This window comes from Nitrososphaera viennensis EN76, assembly GCF_000698785.1.
Lineage (GTDB): Archaea > Thermoproteota > Nitrososphaeria > Nitrososphaerales > Nitrososphaeraceae > Nitrososphaera > Nitrososphaera viennensis.
Map to the genome: position 1 here is coordinate 665,828 of NZ_CP007536.1, position 16,873 is coordinate 682,700.

Sequence of the window (16,873 nt, forward strand, 5' to 3'; positions counted from 1 at the left end):
CTATTATCTGGTGATTTTTGGTATTAAATTTACATTAATAAATTAACTATGATCAAATTATCTTCATAAATAACCAAATACGTATAATCATTCATCTCGAGATCAGTATCTGCAATGAATTTTGCAAGTAGAGAAGAAGCAAAACCGATACGAACTAAAACAGCCGAGAGAAGAAAATGGGGAGTTATTGTAGCTGTGACAGCAATCATGGCGGCACTGGCGCTTGCAGCTGCGCCTGCATTCCTTCAAAGTGCATCGGCCAAGATAACAGAAGAAGATACCTCCTGCGAGAACAGGGGAGGGAATGAGCCGGGCGGCCAGCAGCCCACCTGCGAAGGCGAGGGTCTAACACAGAACACCGAGAACCAGAATCCTTCTGGCCATGCTCCACCGGGACACAATAAAGACGACTAGAATATTGTCGTAGCACAACAATAACAATAGCTGAGAAAAAATAGATGAGGGCGGCATCAGCAGTAGAAGTAGTAGACGCTCGCCCCTCATCATGCTACTTTTTATATCTACATCACTACAGGGAAAAATTGGATGATCGGGAAGCCCTATTAGCTTTGTAACAGATTTATTATTATGCTAGCATAAGCACGTATACTACCATGGCCGCAAAGGAATCGGCTATTTTTCTCTATTAATTGCGATTACCAGAGTTAATAACAATCTCAATCTATTAATATCCTCTAGCGTCAGTTAGCGGTGATGGCCAAGATATTCTCAGACGCTAGCGAGAAGGAGATCACGAGGACGATTGCCCAGATGTTTAACGAGACCATGAACGAGTTTGTCGATTCTGACGTCATAATCATCGGTGCAGGGCCGGCGGGCCTTACCGCAGGCCGCGACCTTGCCAAGGCAGGGGTGCGCACCCTGATTGTAGAGCAGAACAACTACATCGGAGGCGGCTACTGGGTGGGAGGATACATGATGAACCCGGTGACAGTGAGGGCGCCGGCGCAAAAGCTCTGGGACGAGATTGGCGTGCCGTACAGAAAGATTAGCGAAGGCCTCTACGCGACGTGGGGCCCGCACGCGTGTTCAAAGCTGATAGCCTCTGCGTGCGACGCAGGAGTAAGGTTCCTCCAGCTGACAAAGTTCGACGACCTGGTGCTCAAGAACAAGCGCGTCGCAGGCGTGGTCGTGAACTGGATGCCGGTTTCAGCGCTTCCAAGGAACATCACGTGCGTAGACCCTGTTGCGCTTGAAAGCAAGCTGGTGATCGACGCATCAGGCCACGACTCTGTGGCGGTAAAGCGCCTGATGGACCGTGGCTATGTAAAGTGGAAGGGCATGGATCCGATGTGGGTAGAGGGAAGCGAGGACAACGTCGTCAACTTTACCGGCGAGGTGTTCCCCGGCCTCATAGCAGCAGGCATGTCGGTCACCGAGACGCACGGCCTCCCCAGGATGGGCCCGACCTTTGGCGCGATGCTCTACTCGGGCAAAAAGGCCGCAGAAGTGGCGCTTGGCAAGCTGAAGGAGATGCCAAACCCGCCGAAAATAAGCTCTGGTGGGCGCAAGTAAATCCACCTATCTTTTCTCCCCTCTTTGAGGGACCTTGTTCTTTCTCTCGAGGCCGGTTTTGATAATCTCAAAATGCTAATAATATTGGTGCAGTAGTTATACTGCTGCAGGACAGCTCTAGCATTTTATCCTAGGAATTGTAGACTTGTATAGCTCAGAAATTCGATTATTAAAAAAAATTATTCCGTAACAATGCACAATAACTGCAGACTTGATGCAAATAATGGACTATGATCTTATAGAGAAGCAGGTTCTAGTAAATTGCTATCTCTCTGCTGGAAGACAATACACGTAAGAAAAAGTCCTAGCCGGCGGCAAAAGGTCGAGAATAAAAATGGCAGACTACCATGATTTGGATATCAATGGGCCATGCAGTTGTCCAAAATGCAGAAGTTCAGGAAATCCTAGTCCATACAGCAACCATTTAAATTACAACAGATCTAGCACTGGCCGGAGCAAGAAAGTCATCGTTGCAGTACTAATCGCAGTTGTCGCGTTGGGCGTCGGAGTAGTAGTTTTCGGACTTGCCCTGCTGAACTCTTCGGATTCTCCCGCGGCTTCGAATACCCCGTCAGAGTCTACGGACACGGCTGTAATCCAAACTCCGGTAGAGCATGTACCCGAACAGCCGAAAGAGACAATGCCGCTGACGGACCATTCTCCCCCAACCCAGACAATAAGTCAAGAATTGGTTTCGGAACAACTTACACTCTTTAGAAAGGACATGAGGGAATTGTCGACTACAATCCCACAGATGAACAACGGCTACCTTGAAGCAAGAATCATGCCAGAGAAGGGCTCCATAGTTGAAGTCAGGTTTTACAAAAATGCTGCTGTCTATTGCCCAGACCCGCCGTATTGCGGCTTTTTCGTGAAGGGCAGTGACATCGCCACCCAACAACTAAAGATCCCAGTGGTGGCCGGTGACAGTGTGGAGGCAGTGATTAGGAGCTCGCAAAGTACTGGCTTTAGTCAGCTGGTAAATGTCGTGCTATCAGTGCAATACGAAGAACACAAGCCTGTTGACGATACCTCATCTTCCGCAGCGGCGGTTGAATAGTAACAGGCATGACGAGCGATGCGAAGCCGTTGCACTCACTAAATCTCGATGACGTTTTTATCTTTGTAGCAAGAGCGATTTTGCCAGTAGCTCTGTGAAACGTTTCTCAAGAGCTCGCAATTTATTGCCAAATCCACCCAAGATTAAGTCAAAGTAAAATAAAATATACAGACCTCTTTCTCTTTTCTTTTTGTTGGATTTTCACCGTGTCCACTTTTATCCTGAGACTGCATCAGGAATTGACCTTGGCAGAATAATCAAGGACGTGGCGCAGGTCTTTACAAACTGTTCTTTTGATGTTTGCAAGCCGTTCTTCTCCTTTGAGCACCACAACAAAATAGATGTCGTCGAGCGCGCAAGGATTTCGGAAATAAAGCAGCCGTTTGAGCGCCAGCCAAAAGAGCACAAGGATTTCGACCTGTACGGCAGGCCGACGGCACTGTACGACGGCTTTGAGCTCCAGCGCCTGCTTGCGTCGCCGGCATTTCAGGCAGACAATGATGATGATGACATCCACATAATATTCACGGATCTCTTGACGTGCACTTTTTCAGAGGACGACTGGCGCTACCACGCAAGGGCAGTGATATGCGGGACGCCGTCGATAATTTCAACCACGGGCATGGTGGAGGCTCCTGCCAAGCCAAGGGAGTTTTACATTTCCCAGTTTGGCGCGGATGTCAATTCGCTAAAGAAAAAACTTGCAGGCAGGTTCATCGACTATGGCGACAAGAGGATGACACAGGTCGCGACAGGCTATGTGCTCCAGGCGCTGTTCTTTTTTGTAACAGAAGGCGAGCCTTTCTGCGACAGCGACGCCTGCAGGCTCTACAACGCCCACTGGCAGGAGGACCTGATACGCACGCAGGTGGAAAACCCGGCGCTCTGCCCAAAGCACAGGTCGCTTGCCAATAAATTCAACCGCAGGCTCGCTGCAAGGAAAAGGATTTGACCGCGCCTGACTGTCAATACAGATTATTCATCTTTATCAGATATTTATTATAAATAATTCAACCAGAACAATACAAAACTACCCTCCGAACGGATTATTAAGAGGTCAGCCGAAAATCAGCCTGACCAGTTTGGCCGAAACCACTCAAAAGCATTATGACGTTATCATAATTGGCTCAGGCCCGGCAGGATACACCGCCGGCGTTTACACCTCCCGTGCAAAACTTTCAGTCCTGATAATTTCCGGCACGCTTCCCGGCGGCCAGCTGATGACCACAAGCGAGGTCGAGAACTATCCCGGCTTTCCAAGCGGCATATTTGGCCCGGAGCTGATGATGAACATGCGCCAGCAGGCCGAGCGCTTTGGTGCAGTCATCGTAGACGACGAGGTCACGCAGGTCGACTTTAAGCAAACGCCATTCAAGATAACCACCCACTCCGAGACGTACGACTCTGACGCAGTAATCATCTGCACCGGCGCGTCGCCAAGAAAACTTGGCATACCGGCAGAGCAGCAGTTTGGAGGCCGCGGGGTCTCATACTGCGCCACGTGCGACGGCCCGTTCTTCAAGGGCGAAGACATCGTAGTAGTGGGCGGAGGCGACACGGCGGTGGAGGAAGCGACGTTTCTGACAAAGTTCGGCAAGTCGGTGAAAATCGTGCACAGGCGCGACACCCTGCGCGCAAGCGCGATAATGCAGGAAAAGGCAAAGGAGAACCCCAAGATCGAGTTCATGTGGAACAACGTCGTCACCGACATCAAGGGCGACAAAAAAGTCGCAACAGTACTGCTAAAGAACCTAAAGACGGGCAAGGAGACGACGGTCAAGGCCGGCGGCCTCTTTGTCGCTATTGGACATGAGCCCAACACGTCGATATTTCAGGGCCAAGTGGAACTTGACGACAAGGGCTACATGGTGCTCAAGGAAAACACCAGGACAAGCGTCGAGGGCGTGTTTGCGGCAGGCGACGTCCACGACCACCGCTACAGACAGGCAGTAACGGCCGCGGGCTTTGGCTGCATGGCAGCAATTGACGTCGAAAGGTGGCTTTCTGAAAAAAGGCACAGCAACAACAAGAAAAAGTGAAAGAGACGATTAGCTCAGGCTGTAGGCCAGACTCGACATGTGCTTGGCGTTTTTCAGGGCGCGGTCGTATTCCTGCTCTGTAAAGACGCCTTCGCGCACATAGAGACTCTTGAACTTGCGGCCGTCGTCTGCAAATATTCCCACGAGCACGCCAGAGTCCATCTTTTGCGCGGTTGCAAGCATCGACTCCATGACCGAACCGGACGAAGGCCCGACTAGCAATCTTTCCTTTTCCGCAAGCAGCCTTGCCGCATCAAAAGAGCCCTTGTTGGTCGCGGTGAACCACTCGTCGACCACCGACTGGCGCTTTTTGAACAGGTCCGGCATTGCCGACTCTTCAAAGTTCCTCAGACCCTGGAGCAGGTGGTTCTTTTGCGCCTGCACAGCCACCACCTTGATGCTCTTGCTCTTTTCCTTCAGGTACGTCGCCGTGCCCGTGATCGTGCCGCCGGTGCCGCAGCCTGCCAGAAAATGGGTGACGGTGCCGTTTGTCTGCTTCCATATTTCAGGCCCCGTGCTTTCATAGTGGGCAAGAAAGTTGGCGTCGTTCTCGTACTGGTTTGGCATGTAGTAAATGTCAGGCCTCGGCTTGGAAATTGCCTTGGCAAGCGCGATGCTCTGGTCTGTGCCAGACCCAACCCTTGGGCACAGGTCGTCAGACGTCTCGTGCAGGGTCGCGCCGAGGTGCCTCAGGATGTTTTTCGTCTCCTCGCTCACCTTCTCAGGGATCACTATTTCCACCTTGTACCCAAGCGCAGACGCGATGCCAGTCAGCGCAATACCTGTGTTGCCAGACGTCGGCTCGATGATGATGCTCTTGTCCTTTTTCAGTATGCCGCGCTTTTCAGCGTCCTTTATCATCCAGTACGCGGCGCGGTCCTTGACAGAGCCAAACGGGTTGTGCCATTCAAGTTTTGCATACATCTTGACGTTCTTTGTTGAAAACGACCTTAGCTCTACAAGCGGCGTCTGTCCGATGCGCTGCACTACGTCTGGGCTTGCTACCGCTGTCATTTTTCTATTTCGCCTTTTTGATTACGAACTCCAGATCCTTCTGGGTCTTATTGATGGCCAAAAGCTCGTGGCCGTTGCGCTTGACCCACCTTGAAATATCCTCCTCTGACTCTGGGTCGTCGGCGACTATTTTCAGGACGTCGCCGATTGACAGGCGCTCAATTTCCATCTTTGTTCTGAAGACAGGCTCGGGGCAGTAAAGTCCCCTCACGTCAATTGACTTTGTTGGGCTGCTACTACTACTGCTGTTGGTACTCATATACTGATGAACAGGAATACTTGACAACAGCGTTATATTAAGTGTTTATTGGAAAACCCAGGGCTTTCCCTAACCACAGGGTTTTCCTGTTGAAAATAATAGATGTTTTTATAACATGGCACAGAAAATATAAAAAATCGCCTACAGGAGCACCGCTATTTCTGCCACCTGACAATTCATCTGAATTAATTTTCAAAACCCATTAATTTGTACATGCATCTTTCTTGATATGTCCCTAGTCAAGGTTAACGACGAGGTATCGCTTTACGTAGAAGACACGGCAAAAAGAAGCGGCAAGCCCGTTATGTTTATCCACGGATGGCCGCTGAGCCACGAGATGTTTGAATACCAGTTCATGCATCTGCACAAGAAAGGGCATCGCTGCATCGGCGTCGACCTCAGGGGTTTTGGAAGGTCGGACAAGCCTTGGAGTGGATACAGCTATGAAACATTTGCAGACGATATCGAGGACTTGATGACTGCGCTTGATTTGCGCGGCGTAACGCTCGTCGGGTTCTCGATGGGAGGTGCCATAGCGATGCACTATGCGGCAAAGTACTCCTCTTCGGACAGGATTTCAAAAGTCGTGTTCATGGGCGCGGCCGCGCCGTGCTTTACAAAAAGAGAGGGCTTTCCTTACGGCATGAACAAGTCAGACTGCGACGGCCTCATCGCGCAGTCCCTGGACGACAGGGCAAAGATGGTCTCTGATTTTGGCAAGATTTTCTTTCGCAGCAAGGATTCCCAGAGCCGGGAGATCATGGACTGGTTGTTTGCGATAAACATGCAGGCATCGCCATACGCAACGGTAAAGTGTCTTGAAGAACTGCGTGACGCGGATCTTCGTGATGACATGCGCAAGATCAGCGAAAGAAAGCTGCCAGTGGCAATATTTCACGGCATCAAGGACAAGATTTGCCCCTTTGACTTTGCAAAGATGATGAACAAAGGGATCGAAGGCTCAAGGCTGGTCAAATTCGACAACAGCGGGCACGGGTTGAATATCGAAGAAAAGGAAAAGGCAAACGAGGAACTGACAAAGTTTGTGGAGCTAGAGATCCCCGAGCAGCAAACGTGAAAGTAAAAAGCGCCTTGGCGGCCGCGGATTTAACGATTATTGCAGGTGTGCCGGAAGATGTCCCGCTTTTTCGGCCGCGAAAGGTCCTTTATGGACGCCCTGCCTGCACGCTCAAATTCATAGCCGCGCACAAGGGCAACAGGGATGCCGGCTGACTTGCCCATTGCAAGTTCCGCCGCCGACGCTATTTCGTCTGCGACCGCGATTTCAGTTACGCGCAGTTTCTTGCCAAACATGTCTTTTTTTCCGATATAGTTCTTGATGGGCTTGATGCCGGCGACTCCCACCGCGACGTTTGTCTGGCCTTCCCTAAACGGCCTGCCAAAGGTGTCGGTGATCACGACTGCGACATCTCTGCCCTGCTGTTTTTTGATAAAGCTGCGCAGCCTCCTTGCAGAAGCGTCAGGGTCGACAGGGAGCAGTATGGCGGCATTGTCTCTGGCAAGGTTGCTCTGGTCGACGCCGGAATTGGCGCAGACAAAGCCGTGCCTTGTTTCCGTGATGATGATGCCGTTTTTCATCATCACTATTTCCCTTGCCTCATCCAGTATCAGCTGCACTATCCGGGGGTCTTTTTGCAGATCCCTGGCAAGCAGGGCTGCTCTTCTTGACGGCTTGACCTTTGCCAGGTCCATGATGCGCCCTTCTGCCTTGGACACGACCTTTTGCGCGACTACCAGTATGTCGCCGTCTTGCAGCGCTACGCCGTTTGCATAAAGCGATTCTAGGATTACCAAGCCAAGGTCGCTTTTGGGCGCAATGTCGCCATTAACCTTGACAGGGATGACTGTTATGGACAACAAGTATATCAGTAGTGGGGGATAGGGGTTACAAAAACTACTTGCTTGTCGTGGCGAGCACGGCTTTTCCATATTTTTTCTCCAGCAGGTGCAAAAGCAGGCTCAGGTCGCGCCTTTCAATGGTGTCGTCGGCCCTTTCCTTCACTATCTCCACTGGGCAAAAGCCGACGGTATAGCCTGCAAGCGCAAACAGCTTCAGGTCGTTTGCGCCGTCGACTACCACCACGATGTCGTCCTTGCGCACGCCCCATTCCTGTATCGTGGACTTGATTGCGGCCGCCTTGTCCGACGTGACGTTCAGCTTCACGTCTTCAAGCTTGTCGTTGTTGAATATCAGCTCGTTTGAGAATATCTTGTCGATCCCGAGGTCGTGCTTTAGCCTGTCGGTGATTATGGTAAAGCCGCCGGACACGGCAATCATCTTCCATCCCGCGTTCTTTAGCGCGCTGCACAGCTCCTTTGCCCCGTGCATTATGGGCAGGTTCTCTGCAATCTCTTTTGCCTTCCCGTGGTCGATGCCGCGCAGGGCGTGGACGCGCCTGACGAGACCCTCCTCCCAGTTTATCTCGCCACGTATGCCGGCCTTGGTGATGTCCCAGATTTCCTTTTCCTTTTCGGGCCCCATCAGAGAGGCAAGGACAGGGAGATATTCGGCGTCGAGTAGAACGCCTTCTACATCAAAAACAGCCAGCATGTTTCGTTGCGTAGACAAAACAAATTCACCTCATTATATTAAGTTAATGATACGACGATAACTATGCAGCTCAAGTTACAAATTTAGTATGAATGGCCCCGGATGGTCTGCTGCTTTTTGTTGTTCAGGTAATCGGTTAGCAACACTTTGTCAATGTCGGCAGGGTTGATGTAGTACGACCTGCCCTTCACGTACTTTTCCATTTCATTGACGTAGCCAAGCAATGAATCCTCCTCGCTTATCATGATGGTGTCGATGTCTATCTTCATCGAGTGGCACTTTTTCGCCTCCACTATGGTGCGCTCGCCTATGTACTGGTCCACCTGCCGGTAGCGGTAGCACAGGTACACCAGCTCGCCGGACGCGACGTCAAGGTTCATGCTCTGGTTTGCCTTGACCGTGTCCAGGGTATCTTTGTCAGGCGTGTAAAAGTGCGAGTACGGCCTCTGCGACAGGATCTTGTCCTGCTCGCCCTTGTCGTCGATAAAGCACGCGCTTGGGTGACCGTCGGTGACAAGCACGATGCGTTTGTTCTCTGCGCCGTCTTTTTGAAGGATCTTGCTTGCAAGCCGAAACGCCGCCTGGTAGTTTGTGTAGTGCAGAAAGTCCGAGCCGGGCTCAAATGTCTTCAGGTACGGGATGTCCTGCGGGAGCACTTTTGACGCAAGCGCCCCAAAGCCCACGATGTAAACCGAGTCGGAGGGAAAGAACTTGCGATTCAAGAGATACAGGCTCCATAATGCGCGTTTTGCCGCCTCTATCCTGCTCATGTCGCCGTACATCGTAGAATAGCGCATGGTAGACGAAAGGTCGATGCAGTAGACGATTGCCACGCGCACGTCCTGCATTGTTTCGTATTCTTCAAAGTCTTCCACGTCTATCTGCAGCGGGAGTTTCACGTCCTTGCCGTCCTTGAACGAGCGCTGGATGGTATTCAGCAACGACTTGGGCACGTTTAACAGCCGGATGTCGTCGCCGGGCTCGTATTTCTTGCTCGTGTCCAGCACTATGGAACCTTGCCCATAGTCTTGCGTCTCGTGCATGCCATACTCGCCGGCCTTGAGCGCCTTCATCACGTCGCTCAGTATCCTGCCCCCGATGTTGACGAAGCCCTTGCTTGAAAGCCACTTGGGTGAGTCCTTTAGGTAGCCCTTTTGCACCAGCTGGCGCACAAGCGGCATCCCGTCGCCGTCATCCACCCGATTGCCGGACTGCGAGCTCTTCTGTTGCTCCTTTTCCTGCCGGCCCTGCTCGCTCGACATCTGCGACATGGCGTTCTGCAGGCTCTGCTCAAGCTCCTGCAAAGAAGGCGTCTTTTCGCGCAGGGCCTCCCTGCCTACTGCCTTTAGCAGCTTGTCCAGAACGTCCTTTGGCAGTTCCGAGCCGTCCTTTTGCTGCTGTTGTTGTTGCTGCTGGCTCTGGCTGTCGTCGTCCAGTGCAAAGTAGACGAATTTCTTGCTCCCCGACGGCGCTTTACTACTACTGGGCGAGGGCATAGCTGTTGTCCTTCTTGTCAAGGAGCGGGGGCTGGATGTGGCGCAGGCCTTCAAGGACCACCTCGGTGACTGCGGCGGTAAACTCGCCGTTGAGGTCTTGTATAGCTATGCTGTCAGTCCTGATGCCAAGCTGCTTTGCTTGCTCGGCAAGCTGCTTTTGCTCGTCTTTTATTGCAGACAGGGTCTCTGCAACTGCCGCCTTGAGCGCAGGGAATTTTGTCAGCTGCGACTCGTAATCAGAGGTGTCGGCCTTTTTGCCGCCCGGCAGGACCTGCGACACCTGGAACGCCTTGTTCTTGGCAAACTCGTTTTTCATCTTGGCTATCTGCTCCGGCGATATCTTTTCCACGTATTCAAGCGACACTTCCTTCAGCGTGGCATCTATGACAGAGTCGAGAACGTTTCTGCGGTTTTCGCGCGTGTCCTCCATCTCTGCAAGCTCGAACTTGGACGACTGGTGGATGCAGTGTATGTCGCAAAAGCGCGGCACAGCCTTGATGCCGTAGATGATAGAGCGCGTTCGCTCGGCTTCCCCTATCATCATCTCCATCGAGTGCACCGCCATCCTGACGCTGACTCCCTTGTCATGGTTGACGTCGTGGTGTGCGCGGGTTGCCTGCGTTATCTTGGCAATCGCCTTTACGATAAAGACAGGGAGAAAGACGTTCTTTGGATCCGCGACCCTTGTCTCCTGCGCAATAATCAACATCTCGTCGTTTACAGTCTTGGGGTAATGCGTGTCGACGTGGCTCTTGAGCCTGTCAAACAACGGCTCGATTATCTTGCCCGAGTGCGTATAGTCAATCGGGTTTGCAGTTGCGATTATCTTGACGTCCGGCTTGAAGACTACAGGGTATGCGCCGGTGGTGAACCTGCCTTCCTGCAGCACGCTCAAAAGCGACACCTGTTTTCTCGGGTCAAGCACTGGAAGCTCGTCGATGCACAATATGCCGTGGCGGGCCTGCAGGAGCTGGCCTGCCGAATACGACTCCATGCTGTACAGCTCGACTCCCTTTTTCGCTATCTTTATCGCGTCTATCTGCCCCACAAGGTCCTTGACTGAAATGTCGGGCGTTGAAAGGATGTACTTGAACCTGTCAGCGCCGGAGAGCCAGTCGATCTTTGTCTCCAGCTTGTCCTGGCGGATAATGTCCTCGCACTCCCTTGACACCGTGAATTCCGGCACGGTCCTGACGACTTCTTTATCTGCAAGCAGCGCGGCAAGGTGCTCCTCAGGCATCGAGGTCGGGATGTCGTTTGTGACGGTCCCGCGCACGACAGGGATCGGGGAGAGCAGGTTCCGGGCAATCGCCTCTGCTATCTTGGTCTTGGCCTGCCCGATCTGGCCCACGAGCAGCACGTCGTGGCCGGAGAGAATGGCGCGGTTTACCGCCGGCACGACGTCGTCGTCATAGCCGATGATGCCAGGGTACGGGTGCTCGCCTGCCTTCAGCTTGGCGACGAGGTTGCCGCGCAGCTGTTCCTCCACAGTGACATGCTTGTAGTTGACCTTCAAAAGGTCGCCAAGCGTCTTTAGCTGCTTGTAGTCTTCTGGCACGCCCGGCATGACCTCGGAGTACTTTGGCTTGGAAGTGTAAGAACGGTGGACTGTTTCTTCTATCTTGCTGATGCTCATATTAGTGAGACGAATTTTTTCGGCCCTCACGCAAATTTAAAGATACTCGATCAATTAATCAATGATTTTCTATTGCAAGTTCCAGCTGGCGCAGGTATTCTTCATTTTCCAGATCTTCTGCGGTCTTGGCAGGTCCGGATACCAGTTTTGGAGCCAGCGGAGCCTCTTTCTTTGACGGCATTCTTCCCGTTTGTATTGTAATGTTCAGTTTATAACGATTTACCCGAATCAAACCGCGCAATAGAATAAAATATTTTTACAAAATAACCGCGTATCTTCAATAACAAGTGCTCATAGGCAGACGCAGCAGCTGTTTGTTGTAAATATTGCATGGTTTTTGCGCCTGCAAGCCTAGCATGGTTTTTATTGCCGAATATACGCCGTGAATATGATTTGTCCGCTTCGGAGTACAAACACATACTCAGAATCGCCGGAAAGGACGTTGAGGGCAGCAAGAAATTGCTTGTCGCCATCAGCGAGATTAAAGGCGTAGGTTACAATTTTGCCCAGGTATTGACGCAGTCGTTGAACGTTAACCCGAACATGCGCGTCGGGTTCCTGACAGACAAGGAGCTGCGCGAGATAGAGGAAGCGATCTCTAATCCGACCAAGTTCGGCGTGCCGGAATGGTACCTGAACCGCAAGAAGGACATGGACTCTGGCACGACGCACCACATGATTACATCTGATCTTGATTTTGCTATTGGCAACGACATTGACCGCGAAAAGACGGTCATGAGCTGGAGAGGCTACAGGCATATGTTCGGCCTGAGGGTAAGAGGCCAGCGCACGAGGACAACAGGCAGGAAGGGCGGCGCAGTCGGAGTGAAAAAGACCAAGATGGTCCCAGGCGCGGCACCGGCTGCAGCTGGAGGAGCCGCACCGGCAGCTGGAGGGGCGGCAGCCAAGCCGGCAGCGGGCGCGGCACCGGCGGCAGCTGGAGCTGCAAAACCGGCGGCAGGAGGAGGAGCGGCAGCACCGGCAGCGGCCAAGCCGGCAGCGGGCGCAAAGGAGCCGGCGAAAAAGTAAGAGGTGTCATGAATGGGAGATCCTCGAAAGCAAAAGAAACTGTTCCACCGCCCAAGGAGAATATGGACCACAGACCAGCTTAACGCTGAACTTTACATCATGGGTTCTTACGGCCTGAGAAACAAGCGCGAGCTCTGGAAGGCCCAGACAGAGATGGCAAGGGTCAGGAACCAGGCACGCGCGCTGCTTGCACTCTCGACAGAGGCCAGGTCAGAGAAGGAAAAGAGGCTTCTCAACTTTTTGTCAAGGATCGGCCTTGTAAAGGAGGGCGCGACGCTTGATGACATTCTCGGCCTGAAGGTGGAGGACCTGCTTGAGCGCAGGCTCCAGACAATCGTCATGAAGAGGATGGGCACAAAGTCTGCGTCGCAAGCGCGCCAGATAGTGAGCCACGGCCACGTCTCGATAGGCAACAGGAAGATCAACAGGCCAGGCTACATCGTCAAGACGGACGAGGAGGCCAAGATACTCCTCCACGTCGAGATTCCAGCTGCAGCGCCGGCGACAGGCGAGGGTGGCGGCGCGGCACCGGCTTCCTAGCTGTTGCTCACGACATCCACGTGGTCTATTTTCCCGTCGGCGTCCATGTCAAAGCCCTGCACGACCAGGGCCCAGTTTTCTTCTTTGCCCTTGTATCTTTTCAATATCTCTTCGCCGTAGTTTGTCAGCGCAATGACCGCGGATTTCGTGCCGGCGGACCTGACGCCTGCAACCACTATCACGCTTGACTTGCCGCCATCGTAGGGGTTCTTTATCTTGGCAATAAGGCCGTGGTTGTCCTGGCTGTACCGCCTGCCCGCGCCGTCGACAAGGCCCGACCAGAAATTCCCCTCGTCAAAGCGTATAGGCAGATGGCGGTTGAACTCGGCAGTCACGATGTTTGTGCCCGGCCCGCCTATCGACACGAGGTTGCTCCCGGAGAGGACCTTTTCCGCCTTTGCGTCGACGTCCAGTTTTACCGCAAATTCCGCGGGCATGACCCCCGATACCTTGCCGAGAAAGAACGCAAGGTGCACGGCATAGTGCCCGTCCCTCGCAGACGACTTGTACTGGCCGTGCGGCTCGGGCGCGCCGACCACGATGAGGCCGTCAAAGACGCCGTCGCGGACAAACCCTTCAAAGAACCGGAGAGCGCCCCTGTTGCGGCCCGCGCCGGGCGCTTCCACCGCTGTCTCGCCCCAGTCAAGCTCTATCCCAAACGCAGGGCTGGACGCCTGGTACAGCCGCGCCGTCCCGCCCCTGACAAGGTTGCTTCCCGCCTCCTCCACCGCGCCGGCGCGCAAGAGGCGCCGGATATAATAATAAGCGCTCTGCTCGTGTATGCGCAGCTCCTTTGCCACCTGCGCAGGGTACATCGGCTCCTTTGACAAGAGCTCCATCATGCGCCATGCCACGGGGTTTGAAAGGATGCGCATCTGCGCCACATCCCTGAACACGGTTATCTTCTTTGCCGACGCCTGACCGTCATAGTCCGAAACCGAAACGAGCGACTTGCGTGCCAATGTCTTCTAATCCTGTCCAGAGTTATATAATCATTTATAGCGGTATAAACTCTTATTGGCAAATAAAGGCTATTTTGCGCATAGACGATTATAACATTTTTTATAGCGGTTAGAGACTCTATTCATAAGCGTTTTAAGCTCCAGCTTGAAATAATCTCCCGTGTGTTCAATAATTGGCTACAAGGGCAAGCAGTCCGCGGCGCCCATACTGGTTGACAGCCTGAAGAGGATGGAATACAGAGGCTACGACAGCGTCGGGGTAGCCACGTTCAAGGACGGCGACATCCTGGTGAAAAAGGGCACCGGCAAGGTTGCAGAAGTCAGCAAGAACCTCAACATTGGCGCCATGTCCGGCATGATAGGAATAGGCCACACCAGATGGGCCACGCACGGTGGCGTGACTGACAGCAACGCGCACCCGCATTCGGCCTGCAAGAACAACATTGCAGTCGTCCACAACGGCATCATCGAGAACTACAAGGAACTAAAGGAGGAACTCATCAAGGCAGGGCACGTCTTTTCAAGCGAGACGGACAGCGAAGTCATCGCCCACCTGCTCGAGGTCCACGCCGACAAGGGCATCAAGGGATCGCTTGCGGCGACATGCAAGAGGCTCATGGGCACGTTTGCCTTTGTCGCTGTCTTTCAGGACGGCACGATTGCGGGCGCAAGGTACGAGGAGCCACTCATCATCGGCGTGGCAAACGACGGCTATTTCATCTCGTCAGACGTGCTTGGCTTTTTGCAGTACACGGACAAGGCGATATTCCTTGACAACTATGACATTGCGCTCATCGATGGCAGCAAGATGGAGATTTTCAACTTTGACGGAAACCCCGTCGCGCACCCGATAACACAGGTCGCGTGGGAGCTTGGAGAGGTCGACAAGGGCAAGTACGCGCACTATACGCTAAAGGAGATAAACGACCAGCGCCTCACGGTCGCAAACGCGGCAAGGCAGGACGAGGCCATGATGGAAAAGTTCTGCAAGGTCCTGTCAGAAGCACAGAGCGTCTACATCACGGGAAGCGGCACCAGCTACCATTCTGCACTGATAATGAAGCACATGCTTGCCCGCTACGCCAAGATACGTGCCGAGACTGTCATGTCAAGCGAGGCGCAGGACGGGCTTGTGGGCCTCGACGAAGGCTCTGCGCTGGTGGCGTTTTCGCAGAGCGGCGAGACCGCAGACGTCCTTGAATCGGTCAAGATCGCCAAAAAGCAGGGCGCAAGGATACTTGGGATTGTAAACGTCACCACGTCGTCACTTGCAAGGGCAAGCGACGCGTTCCTGTCTGTCAACTGCGGGCCGGAGATCGGAGTCGCGGCGACAAAGAGCTTTACCGGCCAGCTGGCGCTTGTCTACAACATCGTGGCAAGGCTGTCTCCTGCAGGCGCATTTGTCGCAGGCGAAAAGGCCGAGTTTGTCAAGGCTGTCGACAAGGTCATCGCGACAAGCCAATCCGCCATCGAAAAGATGGCCGGCAAGATGGAGCAGGTAAACGACATCTACCTCCTTGGCAGGTCCACCCACTACCCAATTGCGCTTGAAGGCGCGCTAAAGCTGAAAGAGCTTGCGTACGTGCACGCAGAGGGCGTGGCGGCCGGCGAGCTAAAGCACGGGCCGCTTGCGCTTATGGAGAAAAACACGCTCGTGATACTCCTCAATCCCAGAGATGCCACCTACAACGATTCGCTCTCCAACGCCCACGAGATAAAGGCAAGGGGTGCAAGCGTCATCGGGATATCGGATGCGGGGAGCGAGGTCTATGATCACTGGATCGAGATACCGCACATGGCAGAGGAGGCGTTCTACCCGATTGTCGAAGTAATTCCTTTGCAGATGCTTGCGTACTATCTTGCGCTTGCCAAGAACGCCGATCCGGATTACCCGAGAAACCTGGCCAAGTCAGTGACGGTAAAGTAGTAAATTTTTTTAAAATAATAATAGAAAAAGAAAGGAAAAAGGAAAGGAAGAGGAGGCTCTCTCGCTTTTTACTGCGAGTTTCCGCCTGCGTACGACCTTGATGCGCCAGAGCCCACCGGGACGTCGGGGAAGCTCTCGGTCATCCTCTGCTCTGCGACCGCGCCGGCCTCTGCAAGGATCCTGTCGACCTCTTCGCCTGATGCGTCGAAGGCAAAAGAGGTGTTGCCCATGCTTCCAGCGTTCATCATGATGTCGCTGAACACGCCGTTTATCTCGCCCAGTTCCCTGTCGACTTCGGGCATCACGCCTGCAAGGCCTGACCTCACTCTCGTGAGAGCACCCATTGCCGGGCCGATTGCCACCATCACGTCGCCAAGGTCGATGGTCGTCTCGAGGCGCATCTGTATCTGCTCAAGTGCCATCTTGAGCTGCGAGATCATCTTTATTGTCTTTCTCACCTGCGCAATCTCGTTTGAGACCATCTTGCCTGCCTGCGTGTCGTGCCTCTGGAGCGCGGAAACTACCTGGTTGAACAAGGTCTTTTCCTTGCCCTTGAGTTTCTCAAGAATAGTATCCAGTTTCTGGTTTTGTGCCTGGATCTTGTTCTTTGCGAACTCGATCCTCGGTTTCAGTGGTTGTTGAGGTCCGAGACCTTCCTTTATCTTCTCGGACATAGTCGATTTATTGTCCTTGACCCAGTTATTGCTGAAGCTCGTCATGTCTGCTAGCCTTGGAAAACGACGTTAAATGGAAATGTCATAATTAGACAACCAAGTGGTAATATTTTGTAGACACGCGTGCGC

General features: G+C 53.0%; 18 protein-coding genes. 9 read left to right on the top strand and 9 right to left on the bottom strand.

The genetic code is table 11. The annotated features are described in order from the left end of the window. The first annotated feature begins 195 nt into the window (after nt 1-195). The 5 genes from NVIE_RS03960 (at nt 196) to trxB (ending at nt 4,635) form a co-directional block, all read left to right on the top strand. On the top strand, nt 196-414 hold the full coding sequence (locus NVIE_RS03960) for a hypothetical protein (protein WP_144239478.1): 219 nt from the start codon (nt 196-198) through the stop codon (nt 412-414). Nucleotides 415-714: 300 nt separating this feature from the next. After that, nucleotides 715-1,536: a sulfide-dependent adenosine diphosphate thiazole synthase gene (locus tag NVIE_RS03965; protein ID WP_075054126.1), complete on the top strand. Its 822-nt coding sequence runs from the start codon at nt 715-717 to the stop codon at nt 1,534-1,536. Nucleotides 1,537-1,870: 334 nt separating this feature from the next. Then, nucleotides 1,871-2,596: a hypothetical protein gene (locus tag NVIE_RS03970; protein WP_144239479.1), complete on the top strand. Its 726-nt coding sequence runs from the start codon at nt 1,871-1,873 to the stop codon at nt 2,594-2,596. A 193-nt stretch (nt 2,597-2,789) separates the two neighbouring features. After that, nucleotides 2,790-3,548, top strand: coding sequence for a DUF6775 family putative metallopeptidase (locus NVIE_RS03975; RefSeq protein WP_075054128.1), 759 nt, complete (start codon nt 2,790-2,792; stop codon nt 3,546-3,548). A gap of 130 nt (nt 3,549-3,678) precedes the next feature. After that, nucleotides 3,679-4,635 (top strand): thioredoxin-disulfide reductase, encoded by a 957-nt coding sequence (gene trxB, locus NVIE_RS03980; protein WP_075054129.1) that lies wholly within the window; start codon nt 3,679-3,681, stop codon nt 4,633-4,635. 9 nt (nt 4,636-4,644) lie between these two features. Here trxB and NVIE_RS03985 read toward each other — a convergent pair whose 3' ends face one another. Together NVIE_RS03985 and NVIE_RS03990 are read right to left on the bottom strand one after the other, a co-directional pair. After that, nucleotides 4,645-5,649, bottom strand: coding sequence for a PLP-dependent cysteine synthase family protein (locus NVIE_RS03985; RefSeq protein ID WP_075054130.1), 1,005 nt, complete (start codon nt 5,647-5,649; stop codon nt 4,645-4,647). 4 nt (nt 5,650-5,653) lie between these two features. Continuing rightward, complete coding sequence (locus NVIE_RS03990) at nt 5,654-5,908, bottom strand: sulfurtransferase TusA family protein (protein ID WP_075054131.1); 255 nt, start codon at nt 5,906-5,908, stop codon at nt 5,654-5,656. Between the two features lie 229 nt (nt 5,909-6,137). On the opposite strand from NVIE_RS03990, the gene NVIE_RS03995 reads away from it, so the two are divergent. Continuing rightward, complete coding sequence (locus tag NVIE_RS03995; RefSeq protein ID WP_075054132.1) at nt 6,138-6,986, top strand: alpha/beta fold hydrolase; 849 nt, start codon at nt 6,138-6,140, stop codon at nt 6,984-6,986. A gap of 29 nt (nt 6,987-7,015) precedes the next feature. On the opposite strand, the gene cofE is transcribed toward NVIE_RS03995, so the two are convergent. From cofE to NVIE_RS16045, 5 genes are all read right to left on the bottom strand, one after another. After that, entirely contained in the window at nt 7,016-7,789 is a 774-nt protein-coding gene (gene cofE, locus NVIE_RS04000; RefSeq protein ID WP_227717470.1) for a coenzyme F420-0:L-glutamate ligase, read from the bottom strand. Nucleotides 7,790-7,823: 34 nt separating this feature from the next. Next, complete coding sequence (gene serB / locus NVIE_RS04005; RefSeq protein ID WP_075054133.1) at nt 7,824-8,480, bottom strand: phosphoserine phosphatase SerB; 657 nt, start codon at nt 8,478-8,480, stop codon at nt 7,824-7,826. Between the two features lie 83 nt (nt 8,481-8,563). Further along, nucleotides 8,564-9,997, bottom strand: coding sequence for a VWA domain-containing protein (locus NVIE_RS04010; RefSeq protein ID WP_144239480.1), 1,434 nt, complete (start codon nt 9,995-9,997; stop codon nt 8,564-8,566). Further along, a complete protein-coding gene (locus tag NVIE_RS04015; protein WP_075054135.1) occupies nt 9,960-11,612 on the bottom strand; it encodes an AAA family ATPase in 1,653 nt (550 codons plus the stop codon). The genes NVIE_RS04010 and NVIE_RS04015 overlap by 38 nt, the downstream gene beginning before the upstream one ends. Before the next feature lie 58 nt (nt 11,613-11,670). Continuing rightward, the gene (locus NVIE_RS16045) at nt 11,671-11,793 is read right to left on the bottom strand and encodes a hypothetical protein (RefSeq protein WP_258914162.1); all 123 of its coding nucleotides are present in this window, start codon (nt 11,791-11,793) and stop codon (nt 11,671-11,673) included. Nucleotides 11,794-12,005: 212 nt separating this feature from the next. Between NVIE_RS16045 and NVIE_RS04020 the strand changes: the two genes are divergently transcribed. Continuing rightward, nucleotides 12,006-12,641 (top strand): 30S ribosomal protein S13, encoded by a 636-nt coding sequence (locus tag NVIE_RS04020; RefSeq protein WP_075054136.1) that lies wholly within the window; start codon nt 12,006-12,008, stop codon nt 12,639-12,641. Nucleotides 12,642-12,653: 12 nt separating this feature from the next. Then, nucleotides 12,654-13,181, top strand: a complete 528-nt coding sequence (locus NVIE_RS04025) for a 30S ribosomal protein S4 (RefSeq protein WP_075054137.1) — start codon at nt 12,654-12,656, stop codon at nt 13,179-13,181. Here the strand turns inward: NVIE_RS04025 and NVIE_RS04030 are convergent. Beyond that, complete coding sequence (locus NVIE_RS04030) at nt 13,178-14,143, bottom strand: helix-turn-helix domain-containing protein (protein ID WP_075054138.1); 966 nt, start codon at nt 14,141-14,143, stop codon at nt 13,178-13,180. The two genes, NVIE_RS04025 and NVIE_RS04030, sit on opposite strands and share 4 nt — an antisense overlap. Before the next feature lie 160 nt (nt 14,144-14,303). On the opposite strand from NVIE_RS04030, the gene glmS reads away from it, so the two are divergent. After that, nucleotides 14,304-16,070 (top strand): glutamine--fructose-6-phosphate transaminase (isomerizing), encoded by a 1,767-nt coding sequence (glmS, locus tag NVIE_RS04035; protein ID WP_075054139.1) that lies wholly within the window; start codon nt 14,304-14,306, stop codon nt 16,068-16,070. 68 nt (nt 16,071-16,138) lie between these two features. Here glmS and NVIE_RS04040 read toward each other — a convergent pair whose 3' ends face one another. Next, nucleotides 16,139-16,789, bottom strand: a complete 651-nt coding sequence (locus NVIE_RS04040; protein ID WP_075054140.1) for a Snf7 family protein — start codon at nt 16,787-16,789, stop codon at nt 16,139-16,141. Nucleotides 16,790-16,873: the final 84 nt, after the last annotated feature.